The organism is Parabacteroides sp., from assembly GCF_977054455.1.
In genome coordinates this window covers 1-15,816 of the sequence record NZ_CDRTCT010000004.1, presented here as the reverse complement: position 1 = coordinate 15,816, position 15,816 = coordinate 1, and the positions used below count along the sequence as shown (strand labels likewise).

General features: G+C 47.9%; 10 protein-coding genes. 1 reads left to right on the top strand and 9 read right to left on the bottom strand.

Annotated features, from left to right (window positions below; translation table 11 throughout):
- Nucleotides 1-56: 56 nt before the first annotated feature.
- The 5 genes from ACW6QF_RS02635 to ACW6QF_RS02615 form a co-directional block, all read right to left on the bottom strand.
- Nucleotides 57-833, bottom strand: a complete 777-nt coding sequence (locus ACW6QF_RS02635; RefSeq protein WP_456086719.1) for an SGNH/GDSL hydrolase family protein — start codon at nt 831-833, stop codon at nt 57-59.
- 13 nt (nt 834-846) lie between these two features.
- Nucleotides 847-1,716 (bottom strand): glycine betaine ABC transporter substrate-binding protein, encoded by an 870-nt coding sequence (locus ACW6QF_RS02630; RefSeq protein WP_456086718.1) that lies wholly within the window; start codon nt 1,714-1,716, stop codon nt 847-849.
- 19 nt (nt 1,717-1,735) lie between these two features.
- A complete protein-coding gene (locus ACW6QF_RS02625; protein ID WP_456086717.1) occupies nt 1,736-2,551 on the bottom strand; it encodes an ABC transporter permease in 816 nt (271 codons plus the stop codon).
- Nucleotides 2,548-3,774 (bottom strand): quaternary amine ABC transporter ATP-binding protein, encoded by a 1,227-nt coding sequence (locus tag ACW6QF_RS02620; RefSeq protein WP_298551604.1) that lies wholly within the window; start codon nt 3,772-3,774, stop codon nt 2,548-2,550. Before ACW6QF_RS02620 ends, ACW6QF_RS02625 begins: the two co-directional genes overlap by 4 nt.
- A gap of 173 nt (nt 3,775-3,947) precedes the next feature.
- A complete protein-coding gene (locus ACW6QF_RS02615; RefSeq protein ID WP_456086716.1) occupies nt 3,948-5,792 on the bottom strand; it encodes an ATP-binding protein in 1,845 nt (614 codons plus the stop codon).
- Between the two features lie 224 nt (nt 5,793-6,016).
- On the opposite strand from ACW6QF_RS02615, the gene ACW6QF_RS02610 reads away from it, so the two are divergent.
- Nucleotides 6,017-7,300 carry a M64 family metallopeptidase gene (locus ACW6QF_RS02610; RefSeq protein ID WP_456086715.1) on the top strand — a complete coding sequence of 428 codons (1,284 nt, stop codon included), beginning with the start codon at nt 6,017-6,019 and terminating at the stop codon, nt 7,298-7,300.
- Nucleotides 7,301-7,398: 98 nt separating this feature from the next.
- Here ACW6QF_RS02610 and ACW6QF_RS02605 read toward each other — a convergent pair whose 3' ends face one another.
- From ACW6QF_RS02605 to ACW6QF_RS02590, 4 genes are all read right to left on the bottom strand, one after another.
- Nucleotides 7,399-8,850, bottom strand: a complete 1,452-nt coding sequence (locus ACW6QF_RS02605; protein WP_456086714.1) for a hypothetical protein — start codon at nt 8,848-8,850, stop codon at nt 7,399-7,401.
- Nucleotides 8,851-8,853: 3 nt separating this feature from the next.
- Nucleotides 8,854-10,608 (bottom strand): DUF6057 family protein, encoded by a 1,755-nt coding sequence (locus ACW6QF_RS02600; RefSeq protein WP_456086713.1) that lies wholly within the window; start codon nt 10,606-10,608, stop codon nt 8,854-8,856.
- Nucleotides 10,609-10,728: 120 nt separating this feature from the next.
- The gene (locus ACW6QF_RS02595) at nt 10,729-12,450 is read right to left on the bottom strand and encodes a RagB/SusD family nutrient uptake outer membrane protein (RefSeq protein ID WP_298551609.1); all 1,722 of its coding nucleotides are present in this window, start codon (nt 12,448-12,450) and stop codon (nt 10,729-10,731) included.
- A gap of 14 nt (nt 12,451-12,464) precedes the next feature.
- Nucleotides 12,465-15,509: a SusC/RagA family TonB-linked outer membrane protein gene (locus ACW6QF_RS02590; protein WP_456086712.1), complete on the bottom strand. Its 3,045-nt coding sequence runs from the start codon at nt 15,507-15,509 to the stop codon at nt 12,465-12,467.
- Nucleotides 15,510-15,816 lie beyond the last annotated feature (307 nt).

Sequence of the window (15,816 nt, the reverse complement as noted above, 5' to 3'; positions counted from 1 at the left end):
CAACGGACAATTGATAGTGGACAATTGACAATTAGCTGACGTCTTCTTATTAATTGTCAATTGTCCATTGCACCAAGTATCGCTTTCCCCCACAACTCGCCCAAGGCAGCCGCCCCTTTCCGGTTAGGGTGCAGATAGAAAGTTCCGGCATTTCCTTTTTCGGGGAAGAGTTCACCTTTATAATGCGTCTTGAAATAATCGAAACCATCCGTATCTCCCATAAAGACCTGTCCGGGAAAACGTTTGGAATAATCGAGAACCAATGCTTGTAATTCAGGATAATAACTTTGCAGACGATCCAACCCCTCCTCCAGATATTTGGCTCCGTTGTATGTATTCGGGCTGTACCATACCGGCCGGTGCAATACGATCTTGCATCCCGGATAGAGTGCCAGCAACTTATCGATAATCGTTTTCATATTCTCATAATATTTGGCAGGCGAGACCGGAGCCCCGTTCGGCCCCGTAATGGCACTGTCGTTCGTCCCCAGCATAATGGAAAAGACCAAAGTCGCCCAATCCTCATCCCTGAACTGGTCGGCGACTTGGACTACCTTCGGAAAAAGAGAGGCTGTCCGAGGCAGGAAATCGGTCGTCGTACTTCCGCTTACCCCCTGGTTGGAATAACGGACAGTTCCGACAGCCGGTTGCCTGCGCAAATACAATGCAGCTTTCACTGGAGGCGCGTCGTGTCTCGGATTTTCCAACAAAGCCCCTTGCGTTATACTGTTTCCGATAAATACGATATTCAGATTTTTCTTTTCCTCTCCCATCATATAACAACTGATTGTCATACATAACAACAAGCCTATAATTTTCCGGATATCCTTCATGATTCAATCTTTTCTACTTTTCCGCGAATGTAGGAAAAAATTCATTCACTTCCGGATGTTTGGACAACCAAATCTTAGCTGCCTCTTCCTCGTGCATCGGATAAGCCTCCACACAATCCATCAATTCGCTCAATTGGCCATTATCGAGAGAAAAGTTCCGGAAAAAAGCGGCCGCATACGGATCTTTATCAGAAAAACCTTTGGTAGCCATAATCTGAATGTGCTCGGCATCACCATATTGCTTCTGCGGATCATCCAGAAACTTAAGATCGTAGCGGGAGAACATCCAGTGAGGAGTCCAGCCGGTCACTACGATCCATTCCTTGTTCTCGATCGACTTCTGGAGGAAGGCGACCATTGTCGCACCGCTCGAAGGTTTTAAAGCCAAGTCGACCGGATATTCCCGGACGACACGTTCAGTCTCGTTCATCAGGCCGGCCCCCACATCGATGCCGATGATCTCGTTGCGGAACTGATCTTTATGCTCATTCAATTCTTCTATGGAACCGATCGTGACATACGAAGGGACCACCAGCCCCATCCTGGCATTTTCATAGGCTATTCCTAACGATTCCAGGTTGTCGCCATATTTCTTTATATAATCGGCATGAGTAGCCGGAAGCCATGCATCCATAAAAACATCGACCTTGCCGGCCGCCATCGAGACAAAGACCGGCGCGATATCCGCATTCAGCAGCATCACGTCATATCCTTTGCTCTCAAGCATGACTTTCGCCAGATAACTCATGGCAATCCCCTCCGACCAGTTCACATAACCGATCGAGACCTGTTTCCTGTCTTTCGAAGAATCGCTGCAATCCGCGAACATCATCATGAAGGCAACAACAAGGGATAAATTTATAATGATAATCAATCTTCTCATAAACATTTATTTATCTGTTTTACTTTCTGCGGACAAAGCCCTGCGTAATGCGGTCCAGGACGATCGCCAGAATCACGACGGCTATGCCGCCTTCAAAGCCAAGTCCGATTTTCATTTGTGTGATCCCTTTCAATACGATCTCACCTAACCCGCCGGCCGAAATCATGGCCGCAATCACGACCATAGACAGAGCCATCATGATTGTCTGGTTCACCCCTGCCATAATGGTCGGCAAAGCCAACGGAAGTTGTACTTTAAAAAGAAGCTGTCCCGAAGTGGCCCCGAACGAACGCGTTGCCTCCACAATATCTTCCGGGACCTGCCGGATTCCCAAATCGGTAAGACGAACCACCGGAGGCATGGCAAATATCACTGTGGCAAAAGCGCCCGGAACAGGTCCCAGCCCGAAAAACAGGACAGCCGGAATCAAATAGACAAAAGCGGGCATCGTCTGCATCAGGTCCAGAACCGGCCGGATCACTTTGGCCGCCCTATCGTTCCGTCCGGTCCAGATACCCAGCGGGACACCGAACAGCAGGGCGATGATCGTCGACGACAAGACGAGTGCCACGGTCTGCATGGTCTGTACCCAGAATCCCATTCCCCAGATCAACAGTAAACCGAGCAAAGTCAGGACAGCGGTTCCCTTCCCCGCCTTCCACCAAGCCAAAGCGGCTATCCCCGCAATCATCAGATAGAACGGGATCCACATAAGTATCCCCTGGAAGCCGTCGATAAAGCCTCCTACGATATGGTTGATCACATCGAAGAAGCCGGCAAAATTCTCTGTCAGCCAATTAATGGCCATTTCTATATATTTCCCGATATTTATCATAAGTCTATTGCATTTTGAACGATTTCTTCTATTTCTTTCTGATCCTTTCCGGTCATCTCGATAATGATGGCCGAGGTCGATACGACACCTTTCAAACGGTTGTTCTCATCGACCACCGGCAAAGCCTGTTGAACTTTCGGCAAGAGGGGCAACATATCTTCGACTGTCGTATTCTCCAATACGGAAGGGACCTCTTTCATGACAATCGAACTGATGTCCCGTCCCCCTTCCCTACGCAATCGCAACACATCTTTCAGCCATATTTCGCCGAGGAACTGCTCGTCCGGACCGATCACGGGCAAAACATACAAATTTCTTTCCCACATCTTGCGGATAATAGCCTCCGGCCCATCCTTGCGGATACGGACAACGATCGGCTGAGTCAGCATGATCGAAGAAGCCGTCACGACACGCCCGCGATCCACGCTCTCGGTAAAACGGGTGACATAGTCGTTCGCCGGATCCGTCAATATCTCTTCGGGCGTCCCGACTTGTACGATTTCGCCATCTTTCATAATGGCAATACGGTCGCCTAACTTGATCGCCTCGTCCAGATCATGTGTGATAAAGACAATGGTACGTTTCATCTTCTCCTGCAAGTCCAGCAACTCGTCCTGCATCTGTTCGCGGATAAGCGGGTCGAGAGCCGAAAAAGCCTCGTCCATCAACAGGACTTCCGGGTTGTTTGCCAGCGCACGTGCCAACCCTACGCGTTGCTGCATCCCTCCGGAGAGTTCGTCCACACGCTGGTTCTCATATCCTTTCAATCCGACAACGGCTATGCTTTCATGCGCTTTCTTTTCGCGCTCTTCTTTAGGCACTCCCTGCAATTCGAGCCCGAAAGCGATATTGCTCAATACTGTCCGGTGAGGCAGCAGGCCAAAATGCTGGAATACCATCGCCATCTCTTTACGGCGTATTTGCAACAATTCCTTATCCGACAGAGAGGTGATATTCCTGCCGCCCAGCCATATCTCCCCCATAGAGGGTTCGTTCAGGCGGTTAATGCAACGCACCAATGTCGACTTGCCACTGCCGGAGAGCCCCATTATCACGAACATCTCTCCTTCCTTTATTTCCAGATTGGCATTACGGACAGCTACGGTACAACCTGTTTCCTTTAATATTTCCTGTTTGCTCTTACCTTGTTTGATCATCTTTTTCGCCTTAGCCTTCTCAGGTCCGAAAAGAATCGACAAGTCTTTTATTTCTATTTTCGTCATACTTAAAAATTATATTCGGTTATGTTTAGAAGTAATTCCCGGAACCGGGTTTGTGGCGTCTATTAAATAAACAGGAAAAGACGGATTTAGTTCAGGCAGGGTAGTCCTATCCTACCCTTACCGACCTTTTGTAGACATTAACAGAAAAGAAAGTCAAGGTTTGTCAATCTATCCTACGGATGAAGAGGCAAGGTAAAATTGAAGGTAGATCCTTTTCCGACTTTAGAAGTGGCAGAAATCGTCCCTCCCATCTTTGTCACCAGGCCTTTACAGATAGCCAATCCCAAGCCGATGCCTTGTTTATACCCTTTCAACTGGACAAAACGGCCGAAGATATTCCCTAATTCGGATTCAGGTATTCCGCTACCCGTATCCGTCACATAAAAATGGACAAAATCTTCCCGGATTCCACAACCAAAACGGATACTCCCCGTTTCGGTGTATTTAGCCGCATTGGTCAACAAATTAATAAGCACCTGCATCATCCGGTTCTTATCCATATTCAGGGTTATTTCGGGACAAGGGTCCAAAACCAACGTGACAGATTCCGGCACACGGAACTGCATGGTCTTATATATGTCGTGCATGACCGACGGCAGATGGTTATCCGCATAATTGAACGTAAGCATATCCGACTCGATCTTGGATATATCCAGGACATCATTGACCAGATTCAGCAATAACTCATTATTAGCCTTGATCAGGTTCGTGTACGATTCCCGAAGTTCGGGATCTTCCTCCTGGCTCAAAAGATCAGAGAAACCGACAATCGCGTTCAACGGCGTCCGTATTTCATGCGTCACATTGGCAAGAAAAGTGGATTTGAGGAGATCGGCATTCTCGGCTTTCTCCTTTGCCTTGATCAGCGACTCTTCATATTCGACATGTTTCTGGTTATCGATCACGCATCCGACAATCAGGTTCGTCTTGCCTTCCTTGTCCTTTTCAAACGCTTTGCCGATGACTTCGTAACTCCGATAGTTCCCATCATCGCTTTTCAAGCGGAAGTTGACCGAATATTCTTCCAAATCCTTATCCCGGATTTCGTTGAACAGGAGGAAGAAATCCTGCCGGTCTTCCGGATGGCGCAAGACAGACAAAGAGCGGCAGATATACCGATTGCGTTCCAATAAATGATTATTCACGCCATAGAACTGGAAACAATGATTACAATGCTCCTTATCACACGCACGGAACAACTCGAAATTGAAAGAGTAGGTGGCAATATGGCTATTATGCAAGGCAAGCTCCATCATGCTGCGGCTTTCGGACAATTGATGTGTCAAACTCCGGTTCTCCTTCTCTTTCTCGACGATATCGGAAACATTCCGGATGTAGGCCACCACATATTTATGACGGATCGGAACCAGCCTCAATTTAAAATGAACAATCGGTGCATTGTGTCCGGGAATGGAAAACTCGATGTTCAAAACTTCCGAAGTATCCAAGCTTTTCTGTACCATCGAAGCCACTCTCCTTTTAACCGGGTCGGGATAAATAAATCCGGGAAGGTCATCGATCCTCCGGTTCAAGGCAGCCGGGGTAATGCACGTCTCGGAAGCATAGGTGATGATGCGCTCGACAACCAGCCTGTCGTTTATCAGGATAATCGTATCGGGCACAGACTGGACGACCTTATCCGAAATATATTTCAATTCCCGCATCTTTTTGTCATACCGGATCATATCCGGATCCGCAAAATGGTTATCAGTCAGCAACAACGTATAACCGATAATGTTTCCTTCCGTATCAAATCCCGGTATGATCGTATATCCTATCGGATGGTTATCGGCCAAGACACTTCCGTTCTTCAAATGATTCTTTTGCAAATCAGTCAAATAATCCGTATCGAACAAATTATTCAGAATAAAATCATGCTGATCTTCTACACCGAACTTCTCACACAGAGTCCTGTTCATCTCCAGTAAAGCGCCGGACTCGTCATACAAAGCGCCTCCTGCCGGATAATAAGTAAAGAAGTCCGATAAAAGTATTTGTTTTACAGAAATTTCGTCCATGATATCTCTTGATTTGAAAGATTTAATGCAAAGTAAGTCAAAGTTCGGGAACAAAGGATACATATTGTGATAAAATAACTTTACAAGCCTTTTTCATCCAAAACGCAATCCTTTTTTCTCATTTCGTGAAACATGCTGCTACATATTTCCGTGATATCGGTCAGCAAATTTATAAAAAGTCTTATATTTGCGAGTATGAAATACACATAATAACGCATACTAATATGAGAACTAAGATTTCACTTTTGCTCCTTGTCATGCTCTGCAACCTAATGGGAGTTGCCCAGAATGACTTCGACAAGTACTTCGAGAAGAAAAGCCTTCGGGTGGATTTTGCCTTAAGCGGCAATTTAAAGTCACAATCGGCAGCCATCCAAGCGCTGCGTGAAGAACCGGTATGGGGAGGACCGGTAAAAAACCGGATTGACAAGTTTAATTATGGAGGCTATTATATCAACGTATATGATAAAGCGACGAATGAACTGATTTATTCACGCGGTTTCAACACGTTGTTCGAAGAATGGCGATCGACGGAACAGGCCAAGACCGAAACGCAGTCCTGGACCAACAGCGCTTCCGTCCCCTTCCCGAAAGCGCCTGTCTATATAGAAATCACGGCGCGTGACAAGGCGGACATGCAATTCCATCCGTTGTTGAAACAGGAGGTCGATCCCGCAAGCATCTTCATCGACCGGGGCAAGCTGAAAGACAACAAAGTGCACCAGATACAGAAAAGCGGCGACTCATCGGAAAAGGTGGATCTTGTTTTCATTGCCGAAGGATATACGGCAGACGAACAGGAGAAATTCGTAGCCGACGCAAAACGCTTTACAGAAGCCCTGTTCGCGACTCCTCCCTATACGACGCGCCGGAACGACTTCAACGTCTGGGCCGTCTGCCTGGTGTCGGAAGAATCGGGCACGGATGTTTCGGGCAAAGGTGTTTTCAAGAATACAGCCCTCAATTCCGGTTATTATACATTCGGCGTGGACCGTTACCTGACAACGCCGGATATGAAATCGATACGCGACGCCGTCTGGAACGTACCGTGCGACGCGATATTCCTGCTGATAAACACGGATATGTACGGCGGCGGCGGGATGTACAACTTCTATGCCTGCGGGACAGCCGACAATCCACGGACACCCGTCGTCTTCACGCACGAGTTCGGGCATAGCTTCGCCGGTCTGGCAGACGAGTATTTCTCTTCCGAAGTCGCCTACCAGGATTTCTATAACCTAAAGTACGAACCGTGGGAACCGAATATCACGACTTTGATCGATTTCGACAGTAAATGGAAAGACCTGTTGCCCGCGGGCACACCTATTCCTACCCCGCTCGATGCCGGGCATAAGGACAAAGCCGGCGTGTTCGAAGGAGGCGGCTACCTGTCCAAAGGCATTTATCGACCGATGGATCATTGTATGATGCGCGATTATGCTCCGTTCTGCCCGGCTTGCTCACGAGCCATTCTTCAAATGATCGATTTCTTAACGGATAAGGAATAAAACCATAGGTCTACCCGGCAAACCGTAACCCATAGGGTTAGGAGAGATAAAGCTATGCTTTAGATAACGTAAAGCATAGCTTTATCCATGAACTTTCATTATTTTAACCGCATCGCCTCCCCGTATTTACTGATATCGATCAATTTATAAGTATCAACCTTTATTTTCCCGCGGATAAGTTCGGGGATATTGAAAGAGAAGAGAGAGCGTTCATAATAATCCGTTTCTTTTTGCGGCAACAGGAAAGGCTTTCCGGGAACACCATTCGCATCCAGATAACAAATATAAGGGCGCGTATAAAGCCCGTCATCCCGGCGGCTGCTGAAAACAAACCACCGGCTGTTGCTGCTCCAGGAGTGGTAGCTCTCGACATCGTCACTGTTCACCCGGGGGAGGGTATCGGTCTTGCGCGTCAGCATATCCAACAGCCGCAAGTCCGCATCCTTGTGCCAGATGGAGAAATTCCCATAGTCCGAAACCGTGTACATCAGGAAACGGCCATCGGGCGATACGCGCGGAAACTTCGCGCTCCGCCCTTCCTTCCCGGCATTATAAAGCGTATCGACCTCCCGCCCGAAACTCCGTTTTTCCGGGTCGAAAGCTATGCTTTGCAGGTTGTAGCGGATATCCCGGTAGGATTCAGGCATCTGCTTCGCCTGTGCGGAACAGAAATACAACCGCCTGCCATCCGGCGAAAATGCCGGAAAGGTCTCCATATTTCCTTCCGAAGACAAATGGGGGACGGTTACGATTTCGTGTCTCTCCACGTCATAGACTACTACATCCGACCGGTTGTCGAACACTTCCACACGGTTCGCGTCCGAGAGGTGGAAATCCTGCTTCGTATCGTTTGTCGAGAAGGCCACATAACGTCCGGAGGGGTGCCAGGCGGGATAGACCAAAGCCGAAAGGGTCCGGTCGGTCTTCGTATCCAGTTTTTCGATACGGCCGTCCGTCAACAGGTACGTCCCGGCGTGCAGCGCCCGTTGGTGGAAAAGCATCAAGTCCGGATCCTGCATGCAGAAGGAATGGCAATTCATACAATTATTGTTCGTCTGCTTATTATCGAGAAAAGCCTCTTCTTCGAAATCCTCCAGGCAACGTTGGTAGATTCCCATCCTGTTCCACATCCTATAGCCCGGCGCGATACGCCGGTAAACCAAATAGGGATCGATTTTATCCTCGATGACCTGAATGGAGAAAGAAGGATACCGGAACCACTTGCCGTCTTTACGGATATAGATTCCGACCGTAAGGTTTCCGCCTGTCGACGCTTCCAATAACCGCTGCCACTTCTTCCGCGGGATACGGAAAGAGCCGTTATCCGAATCCACGCGTATCTGCCGGTCTTTGCCTGAGAAAAGGGCGATCGCCCGGCAAGGTTCTTTCAGTTTGAAGTTCAGCGGAGCGATATTGCAGGGGATCGCGACCTCCTTATAATCCGGGAAGATCCCGATTTCTTCTTCCACGACCTCCGCTTCGGGTATCAGGTCGTTGCAGGAGAGGAAGAAAACCGCACAAAGGTACAAAAGGGAATATATACATTTCATAGACTATCCATTCAATTTCTTACAATAAAAATAAAACCAGAAAGTGTCTCCATACTGCCGGTAAAGCCAAGGCAACCCGTCGCCGCCATCCTTGACCTTCAGAATATCCATCCGGAATTGCTTGTACCGCTGCACGATTTCAGGCCGGACGGAAATACGGTCAAGGACAGAACGGTCCTCGACCGCCAAAACCAATGCCGCCTCCTGGAAATGGAGCGGAAGGGGACGTCCTTGCGAAAATGCGCCGGTTCGCGAGAGGAATGCCTTGAACTTTTCCATTTCTTTTGCCAGCAGATAGGAACAACCCAAATATTCCCATGCGATCCGGTTTGTGCCCGGCTCCGAAAGATGTCCCGCCCACAGGCTGTCGATGTCGATGAGGCAAAGCAAATTGTCCGGCTGAAAGGAAGGCATTCTCCTTTCGGCAAGCTCTTCATCCTGCCCTATCCTTTCGGGGTGGCGCACGTAACCGGCATATTTTTCCGCCCAACGCCGATAGGCAGGCAACCTGCCGAGTAGGGCCAGATACTTATCTGCCAAAGCAAAGTCCCTACGTATCAGGCTGATCTTTACCAACCGTTGGAGCATACGGGGACTTCCTCCCCGCTTGGCAAGCGTCAACCCTTCCATCGCATATCCTTCCGAAAGGCTGATATCCCCGATCATATAATGGATATCGCTCAACAGGCAGCTCATATAATACGTCCGGTCCCAGGAAGCCAGAAGGCTTTGCGGTCCTTTCTGGTCATAATGGAACAAGCGGTCGCCCAAAATGCCTTTTCGGGCCAGTGCCATATTCAGATAGTTAAGGCCGGGACCCTCCTTAGGTTGTTCACGGATGATCGTGTCCCAGTCTTCTCTTTGTTCCCAAACGGACAGCTCGTTCATACGGCTGTTCCGCACCTCATAGGGTCCGGGCAGGCAAAATGCGGAAAAACAAAACAGGACGGCAAGCAAGCCTCCCGCAACAAGCGCTTTTACCCGACGTTTGCCAAGGGGAAGGACTTTCATGGCGAAAGCCGTTACAAAAAGAATCAGAAGCAAGGCGGTAAAACGGATGTAGACATAATACAGATAAGAGTCCGGCTGCAACTGGGACTCCTGGTATCTTTCGGAGTAAATCCCGTCTGTCAACGGAATACCGGTAGCCGACCGTATCCCGATATAAGTCAGAAGCCACCCGGTCAAACAGAGGGCAAGCGAACCATACCCTTTCCTCCTCCGGCACAGAAGATCCGAAAGAACCGCGACCAGGCCGTAAAGCGCCGCCAACTGGCCGGCCAGACCATAGAGGAGGAGCGCGCTCACCACGCCGCAAAGCACCGCCCTCGACCGGATACGGATAAAGATATAAGTAAACGACAGGAGCAGGAGAAGCGCGACCGTTCCGTCAAGCACATAAAAAGGACTGGTATGGACTTTCAACAATCCTAAAACGGGAAACAAAGCAAGCAACAGGTTATATCCGCCCGGTGAGATCTCCTGCAAAAGCAGATAACACAAGATACCCGCTGCACACAAGAATGCGCTGTTGACACACAACACGAACAGGGAAGAGTTATAATATTGGACCAAAGCCTGCCCGACCACCGTACAAAAACCACCGGGGACGGACAGCATATCCCGGATTACCTCCCATTCGGGGATAAACAACTGCACCTCTTCCTGCCGTTGGAACGTGGATGTGCCAAAGGACCAAAAGAAAAAACAAAGCCCTGCAAATACGAACAGCCAAAACACGAGTATCCTCTTTTTCATAATCCGATTGCTTTCGTTAAAAAGAAATGAAACGAAAGAAGAGAGGAATTCACCTTTCGGCGACTCTCCCTCTCTCCCTGGTCTAAAGAGTGAAAATTATAGTTTATCGTTATTCACTTTCTATTTACTGCCATAACCCGGGTTCTGTTCCAGCAGGTTGTTCGCACCGATCAGACTGTAGTGGATCGGGAAACGATTGAAGTTCGGATTATTCGTCGCCTTATGATCCCACCAGTCTTCCGTCACGTAGGCATCCCAACGGACCAGGTCCGTACGACGACGTCCTTCGGCCAGGAATTCCAATTGCCATTCGTCCAGCATACGGTATTTGTCCAAATTGGCGGCCGTTACCGGATCGGGATCGACTCCGCCTTCGAAATAACGCTTGCGCACCGTATTGATCAGATCGGCTGCCCCCTGTTTGTCACCTGCACGCATCTTGCATTCGGCCAGCATATAATAGATCTCGGCCAGACGGATCACCGGACAGTCGGGATCGCCTTTGCGCTTGAATTCATCCTGGTTCGGACGGGGACTGCGTTTCGTCACACGCACGCAGGAGTTTTCTTCTGCAGTTGCGATCGTGGAAGGCAATGAAGCCAGATCGGGATATTGCGGGTCTTTCCCTACCTTCGAGAAATAAGCGACCTGGTCTACGACCGTTATGACCTCACCTGCATATTCACGCGTACCGGTACAAACCCATTCGGGATTCAGCGGATTCACCAGTTTGCCGACGATGAACATACCGCGGTATTTGCCGTTGCCTTCATATACATACGGCTGCTTACGGATGTCCTTGTCGTGGAACTTCGCATACGCGCCTCCCAACTTATACGGATAACGTTTGCCGGTCGGGTCCAGACTCGGAATCAAACCGATACCGTTATTGGAACCGGAACCTTCAAGGCCTCCCAAGTAGTTCTTATAGTTGTAGGGAACCTGCCACGTCCAATACATGGCATCCGTCTCGGTCTTTGCGTTCTGGCTCGGCACCGACCAGATGATTTCAGGGCAACGCTCGTTGTCGAACCCGAAAATATTCGTCCAATCCGATTCCAAGGCATATTGGCCGTATTTACCGTCTATGATATCCTGGCAAATCTGGGCGGCTTCGGTAAACATCTCCTTGCCGATATAAGACTTGGCATTGAAATACAAGCGGGCCTGCAAAGCTGCACCGGCGGCACGATGGATCGAACCTGTTTCCATTCCGCCCAGCTCTTCCTTGATCGGAAGTTCAGGAACGGCAATCTTCAACAAGGAGTCGATGAAGTTGAATGTCTCGACATCCGTCGAACGTCCCTTCACCTCGCTCTGCGTAGTTGTGTAGAGAGGTACTCCCCCGAAGAAATCCAAACCGTCGATATAGAATGAAGCCGCCAACACGCGCTGCTGGTTCAACATGGACTCGCGTGTGCCTTCAGGAAAACCTAACGCATCGAAATCGACTTTTTCCAAATCTTCCAACGCATCCCAAGCCAAAGCGACTCCCATCGCAAAGTTAGTCCAACCGGTTTCTACGCGCGTCATGTCTTCCGTGTATTCATGATGGTGGAACTTCTGGTAGTTGGCTCCGTCATACCAGTCGCTACCACGTGTCGGCAGACAATATTCATCAGTACCTAACTCCTGCAACGCCCAACGGGGTTCATCATGGGCGATATACCAACGCCAATGTGTAAAAGGACGGTTGAAACGTTGCCATACGGCATCTTGTGAACTATAGAAAGTCTCCGGGACTACCTGCGAATAAAACTCAGGATCAACGCTACAGGAAGTAGTGCACAACAGGCAGATCACTCCGGATAAAAACAATCGGAATATATTTTTCTTTTTCATCTTACAATCTTGTATTAGAAGTTAAACTGCATACCTAATGTCCAAGTGCGGGTGACCGGGTAGAAACGTTCCGTATCCCAGAATTTTTCCGTGCCTTGATCCCAACCGGTGATATTGACTTCCGGATTCATACCGCTATAGCCGGTGATTGTACATACGTTTCCGACTGTACCGTAAATACGGATACGGTCGATCAAATTGTTCGTATATTTCTTCATCGGGAGCGTATAACCTAACGTGATCGCATCGATCTTCAGGAATGTTCCATCTTCCAGATAGTAGTCGCAGACCTGCTTTTCACCTTTGATATGGTTGAACTTGCCGTAAGCGTCTTTCAGGACGTTCAGGTTTCCCTGTCCCTGGATGCCGTAATACATATTGATTGTATTATACACATCGAAATCGATCCAGCTACGCAGGTTGATACCTAAATCGAAGTTCTTATAAGTCAAGGTATGACTCCAGCCGATAATCAGTTTCGGAGTATAGTTGCCGATATACTGCTTGTCGTTTTCCGTTTTCTGGGCTGCCGGGATCACTTCACCGTCCTTATTGTAGAGCAAGAAGCTGCCTTCATCATCGAAGCCTGCAAACTTCCAAATATAGAAAGAACCGATTGTCGAACCGGCTTCCATACGAGCTGCATCGCCCGGAGTTCCCGGAGCCACGAAACCATTGCCGTTATGATACGAGTTGTCGCCTTCCAAAGTCAGGATCTTCCCTTTGTTATGGCTCAGGTTCAAGTTGGATGACCATGAGAAATCTTTTGTCCGGATAATATTACCGCCGACTTCAAATTCCCAACCTTTGCTTTCCATCGAACCGATGTTCTGCATCTGAGTACCTTGCGTATAAGGCGGTTGCGGAACCTTTACTTCAAACAGCAAGTTGTCCACCTTACGACGGTAGTAGTCGAACTTGCCATACAGACGGCCGTTGAAGAAAGAATAATCGGCACCCAAGTTCCATTCCCTCTTTTCTTCCCATCCCAAATTCGGATTGACATTCTGCGACTTCCCGTACGAATAGGCCCATGTGCCGTCGGGCATCATCCAGTTCGTGTCGGAGCCTAACATATTGGCCATATACGTCGCATCAAAATCATTATTACCGGTCACACCATAACCGAAACGGACCTTCAAGTCGTCCAGCCATTCAAAATCTTTCATGAACTCTTCGTTCGAGATACGCCAACCGGCCGTTGCAGACCAGAAGTTCGCCCAGCGGTTGTCGGCCGCAAACTTGGAAGAACCTTCATGGCGGATAGAAGCGGAAATCATATATTTATCCAGATAAGAATAGTTAGCACGGGCAAACAAAGAGAACAGACGTTCCGTAACACTTTTTTCAGAGCTCATGCCGGCTTTACCATCAGACAGATAACTCCCCTTGCCTATATCCCAATACTTGATACCATCGACAGAAAAGTCATAGTTGTCCATATTGAATTTTTCCCGGTTATATTCAAAATAAGAATAACCGGCAGTCATATTCAGGCTATGTCCGCCTTTTAATTCTTTAATATAAGAAAAATATCCTTCCGAAGTCAGTCTCTCTTGTTTTTCGAAACCCAAATAAGCATGTCCCTTACGGGAATTATCCAATTCCCCACGATGTGTACTGGGCCAGTATTTATGTTCTTCCCATTGGCGGTTTTCAAACCCGACAACCTGCTGATAGTTCAAACCCGGAACGGGCTTGATGTTCAATTTCAAGTTTACTTCCGGCTTGAACCATTTATCCAACCTGTAGACATCTTCCTGCATGGCATCCGCTACTACGTTATAATCCAACGATTCGTTGAGCCAGACATTATAACCGGACTCGCTTTCCGAGTCGTACGGCGAGCGGGTCGGATTGTTACGCATAGCCTGCTGGAAATTCGGGAAGTGATTGTTACGGGCAGCCTGGCGGTAGTCCACGGCCGGACGTACTTCCAACCAGTCATCAAACAGTTTGAAAGAGGCATTCACACGTCCGCCATAATCCTGGCGTTCGTCCTGCAAAGCAATACCCTGGTTCTTTTCATAAAAGAAAGAGGTATAGACTTGTGCTTTTTCCGTACCCATTTCCAATGCCAAATGATGTTTTTGCGAGAAGTTATCCTTATTGATCATCTCGTCCCACCAGTTTGTGTCGGAACCGTAATCCGTGCCGATATTATGTTCGGCATATTCGCGTCCGGACAACATCTCCGGAGCATTATAGTTTTGTTTTTTTGTAAACTCGTTGCTATACGTGAGTTTCACTTTGCCATTCGTGTCCGAACCGCTTTTGGTCGTAATCAAGATTACACCGGAAGCCGCACGAGTACCGTAAATAGCGCCGGCAGAACCGTCTTTCAAAACATCGATAGACTTGATATCGTCTTGCGTCAGCGAACGAATATCGCCACCGGGAAAACCATCGATCACGACGAGAGGTTCTTTCCCTGATTTGATAGAGGTCATACCACGCAACTGAAATTTTGTTTCAGCATTGGCACTACCCAAGTTATACATTACCAAACCGCCGATCTTACCTTGCAGGGAAGCCGAGATATCCGCCCCACTCACACCTACCATCAGATCATCGGCTTTCAGAGAAGTGATTGCACTGGTCACCTGCTTCTTGTCCAAAGAACCATAGCCGATCACCACGACTTCTTCCAATGCTTTGGCGTCTTCAACCAGCTTCACATGGATAGTCGCCTGATTGTTAACTTTCACTTCCTGGGTTATATAACCGATAAAGGAGATCACTAAAGTCGAGTTATTGGAAACATTCTGCAAAACGACCTTTCCGTCCATATCCGAAATATTTCCGTTCGTAGTTCCTTTCACAACAACATTGGCTCCCGCTACCGGTCCCATTTCGTCCTGAATCATAATCGTTACAGTCTTCCCTACTTGATTCGGCGCCGCATTTTCTACCCGATTCGAGGTTAACAACTCTACATTTTCACCGGCAGCAAATACTCCTGTTGTCAAACAAAAGAGCAATCCGCAAGTGATTTTTGTCATTCGAGATATTGAACCATTCCAGCCTATGGGAAGGTCACAATTCTGTTTTTGTCGCATTTTTATTGTATTATTATAAAAAGGTTAATAATAAATAGATTTAAGCCATAATCTTTATTAGATCAATGCAAAGGTTTCAAAACCTCATTTAAAATATTTCACATTTTACGTCATAGGCTTACAGATTTAAATTGTCCATATAATTCGTAAATAAACTCCTTTATCAAAAAGACTATAGTTCTTGGAGAACTACGTCCTTTTATATAATGCGTAAAGCATTAGAAATGAATATTTATTAAAAACACATCCAAATGTCTTAACATAAAATGTACCTTTCTTAAAGAATACCTTATGTCGGTTGTAAAAG

Excerpts from the sequence above, each read along its gene's own strand:
- ACW6QF_RS02630 (WP_456086718.1), bottom strand. The coding sequence starts at position 1,716 with ATGAGAAGATTGATTATCATTATAAATTTATCCCTTGTTGTTGCCTTC.
- ACW6QF_RS02590 (WP_456086712.1), bottom strand. The coding sequence starts at position 15,509 with ATGCGACAAAAACAGAATTGTGACCTTCCCATAGGCTGGAATGGTTCA.
- ACW6QF_RS02620 (WP_298551604.1), bottom strand. The coding sequence starts at position 3,774 with ATGACGAAAATAGAAATAAAAGACTTGTCGATTCTTTTCGGACCTGAG.
- ACW6QF_RS02595 (WP_298551609.1), bottom strand. The coding sequence starts at position 12,450 with ATGAAAAAGAAAAATATATTCCGATTGTTTTTATCCGGAGTGATCTGC.
- ACW6QF_RS02625 (WP_456086717.1), bottom strand. The coding sequence starts at position 2,551 with ATGATAAATATCGGGAAATATATAGAAATGGCCATTAATTGGCTGACA.
- ACW6QF_RS02600 (WP_456086713.1), bottom strand. The coding sequence starts at position 10,608 with ATGAAAAAGAGGATACTCGTGTTTTGGCTGTTCGTATTTGCAGGGCTT.
- ACW6QF_RS02615 (WP_456086716.1), bottom strand. The coding sequence starts at position 5,792 with ATGGACGAAATTTCTGTAAAACAAATACTTTTATCGGACTTCTTTACT.
- ACW6QF_RS02635 (WP_456086719.1), bottom strand. The coding sequence starts at position 833 with ATGAAGGATATCCGGAAAATTATAGGCTTGTTGTTATGTATGACAATC.
- ACW6QF_RS02610 (WP_456086715.1), top strand. The coding sequence starts at position 6,017 with ATGAGAACTAAGATTTCACTTTTGCTCCTTGTCATGCTCTGCAACCTA.
- ACW6QF_RS02605 (WP_456086714.1), bottom strand. The coding sequence starts at position 8,850 with ATGAAATGTATATATTCCCTTTTGTACCTTTGTGCGGTTTTCTTCCTC.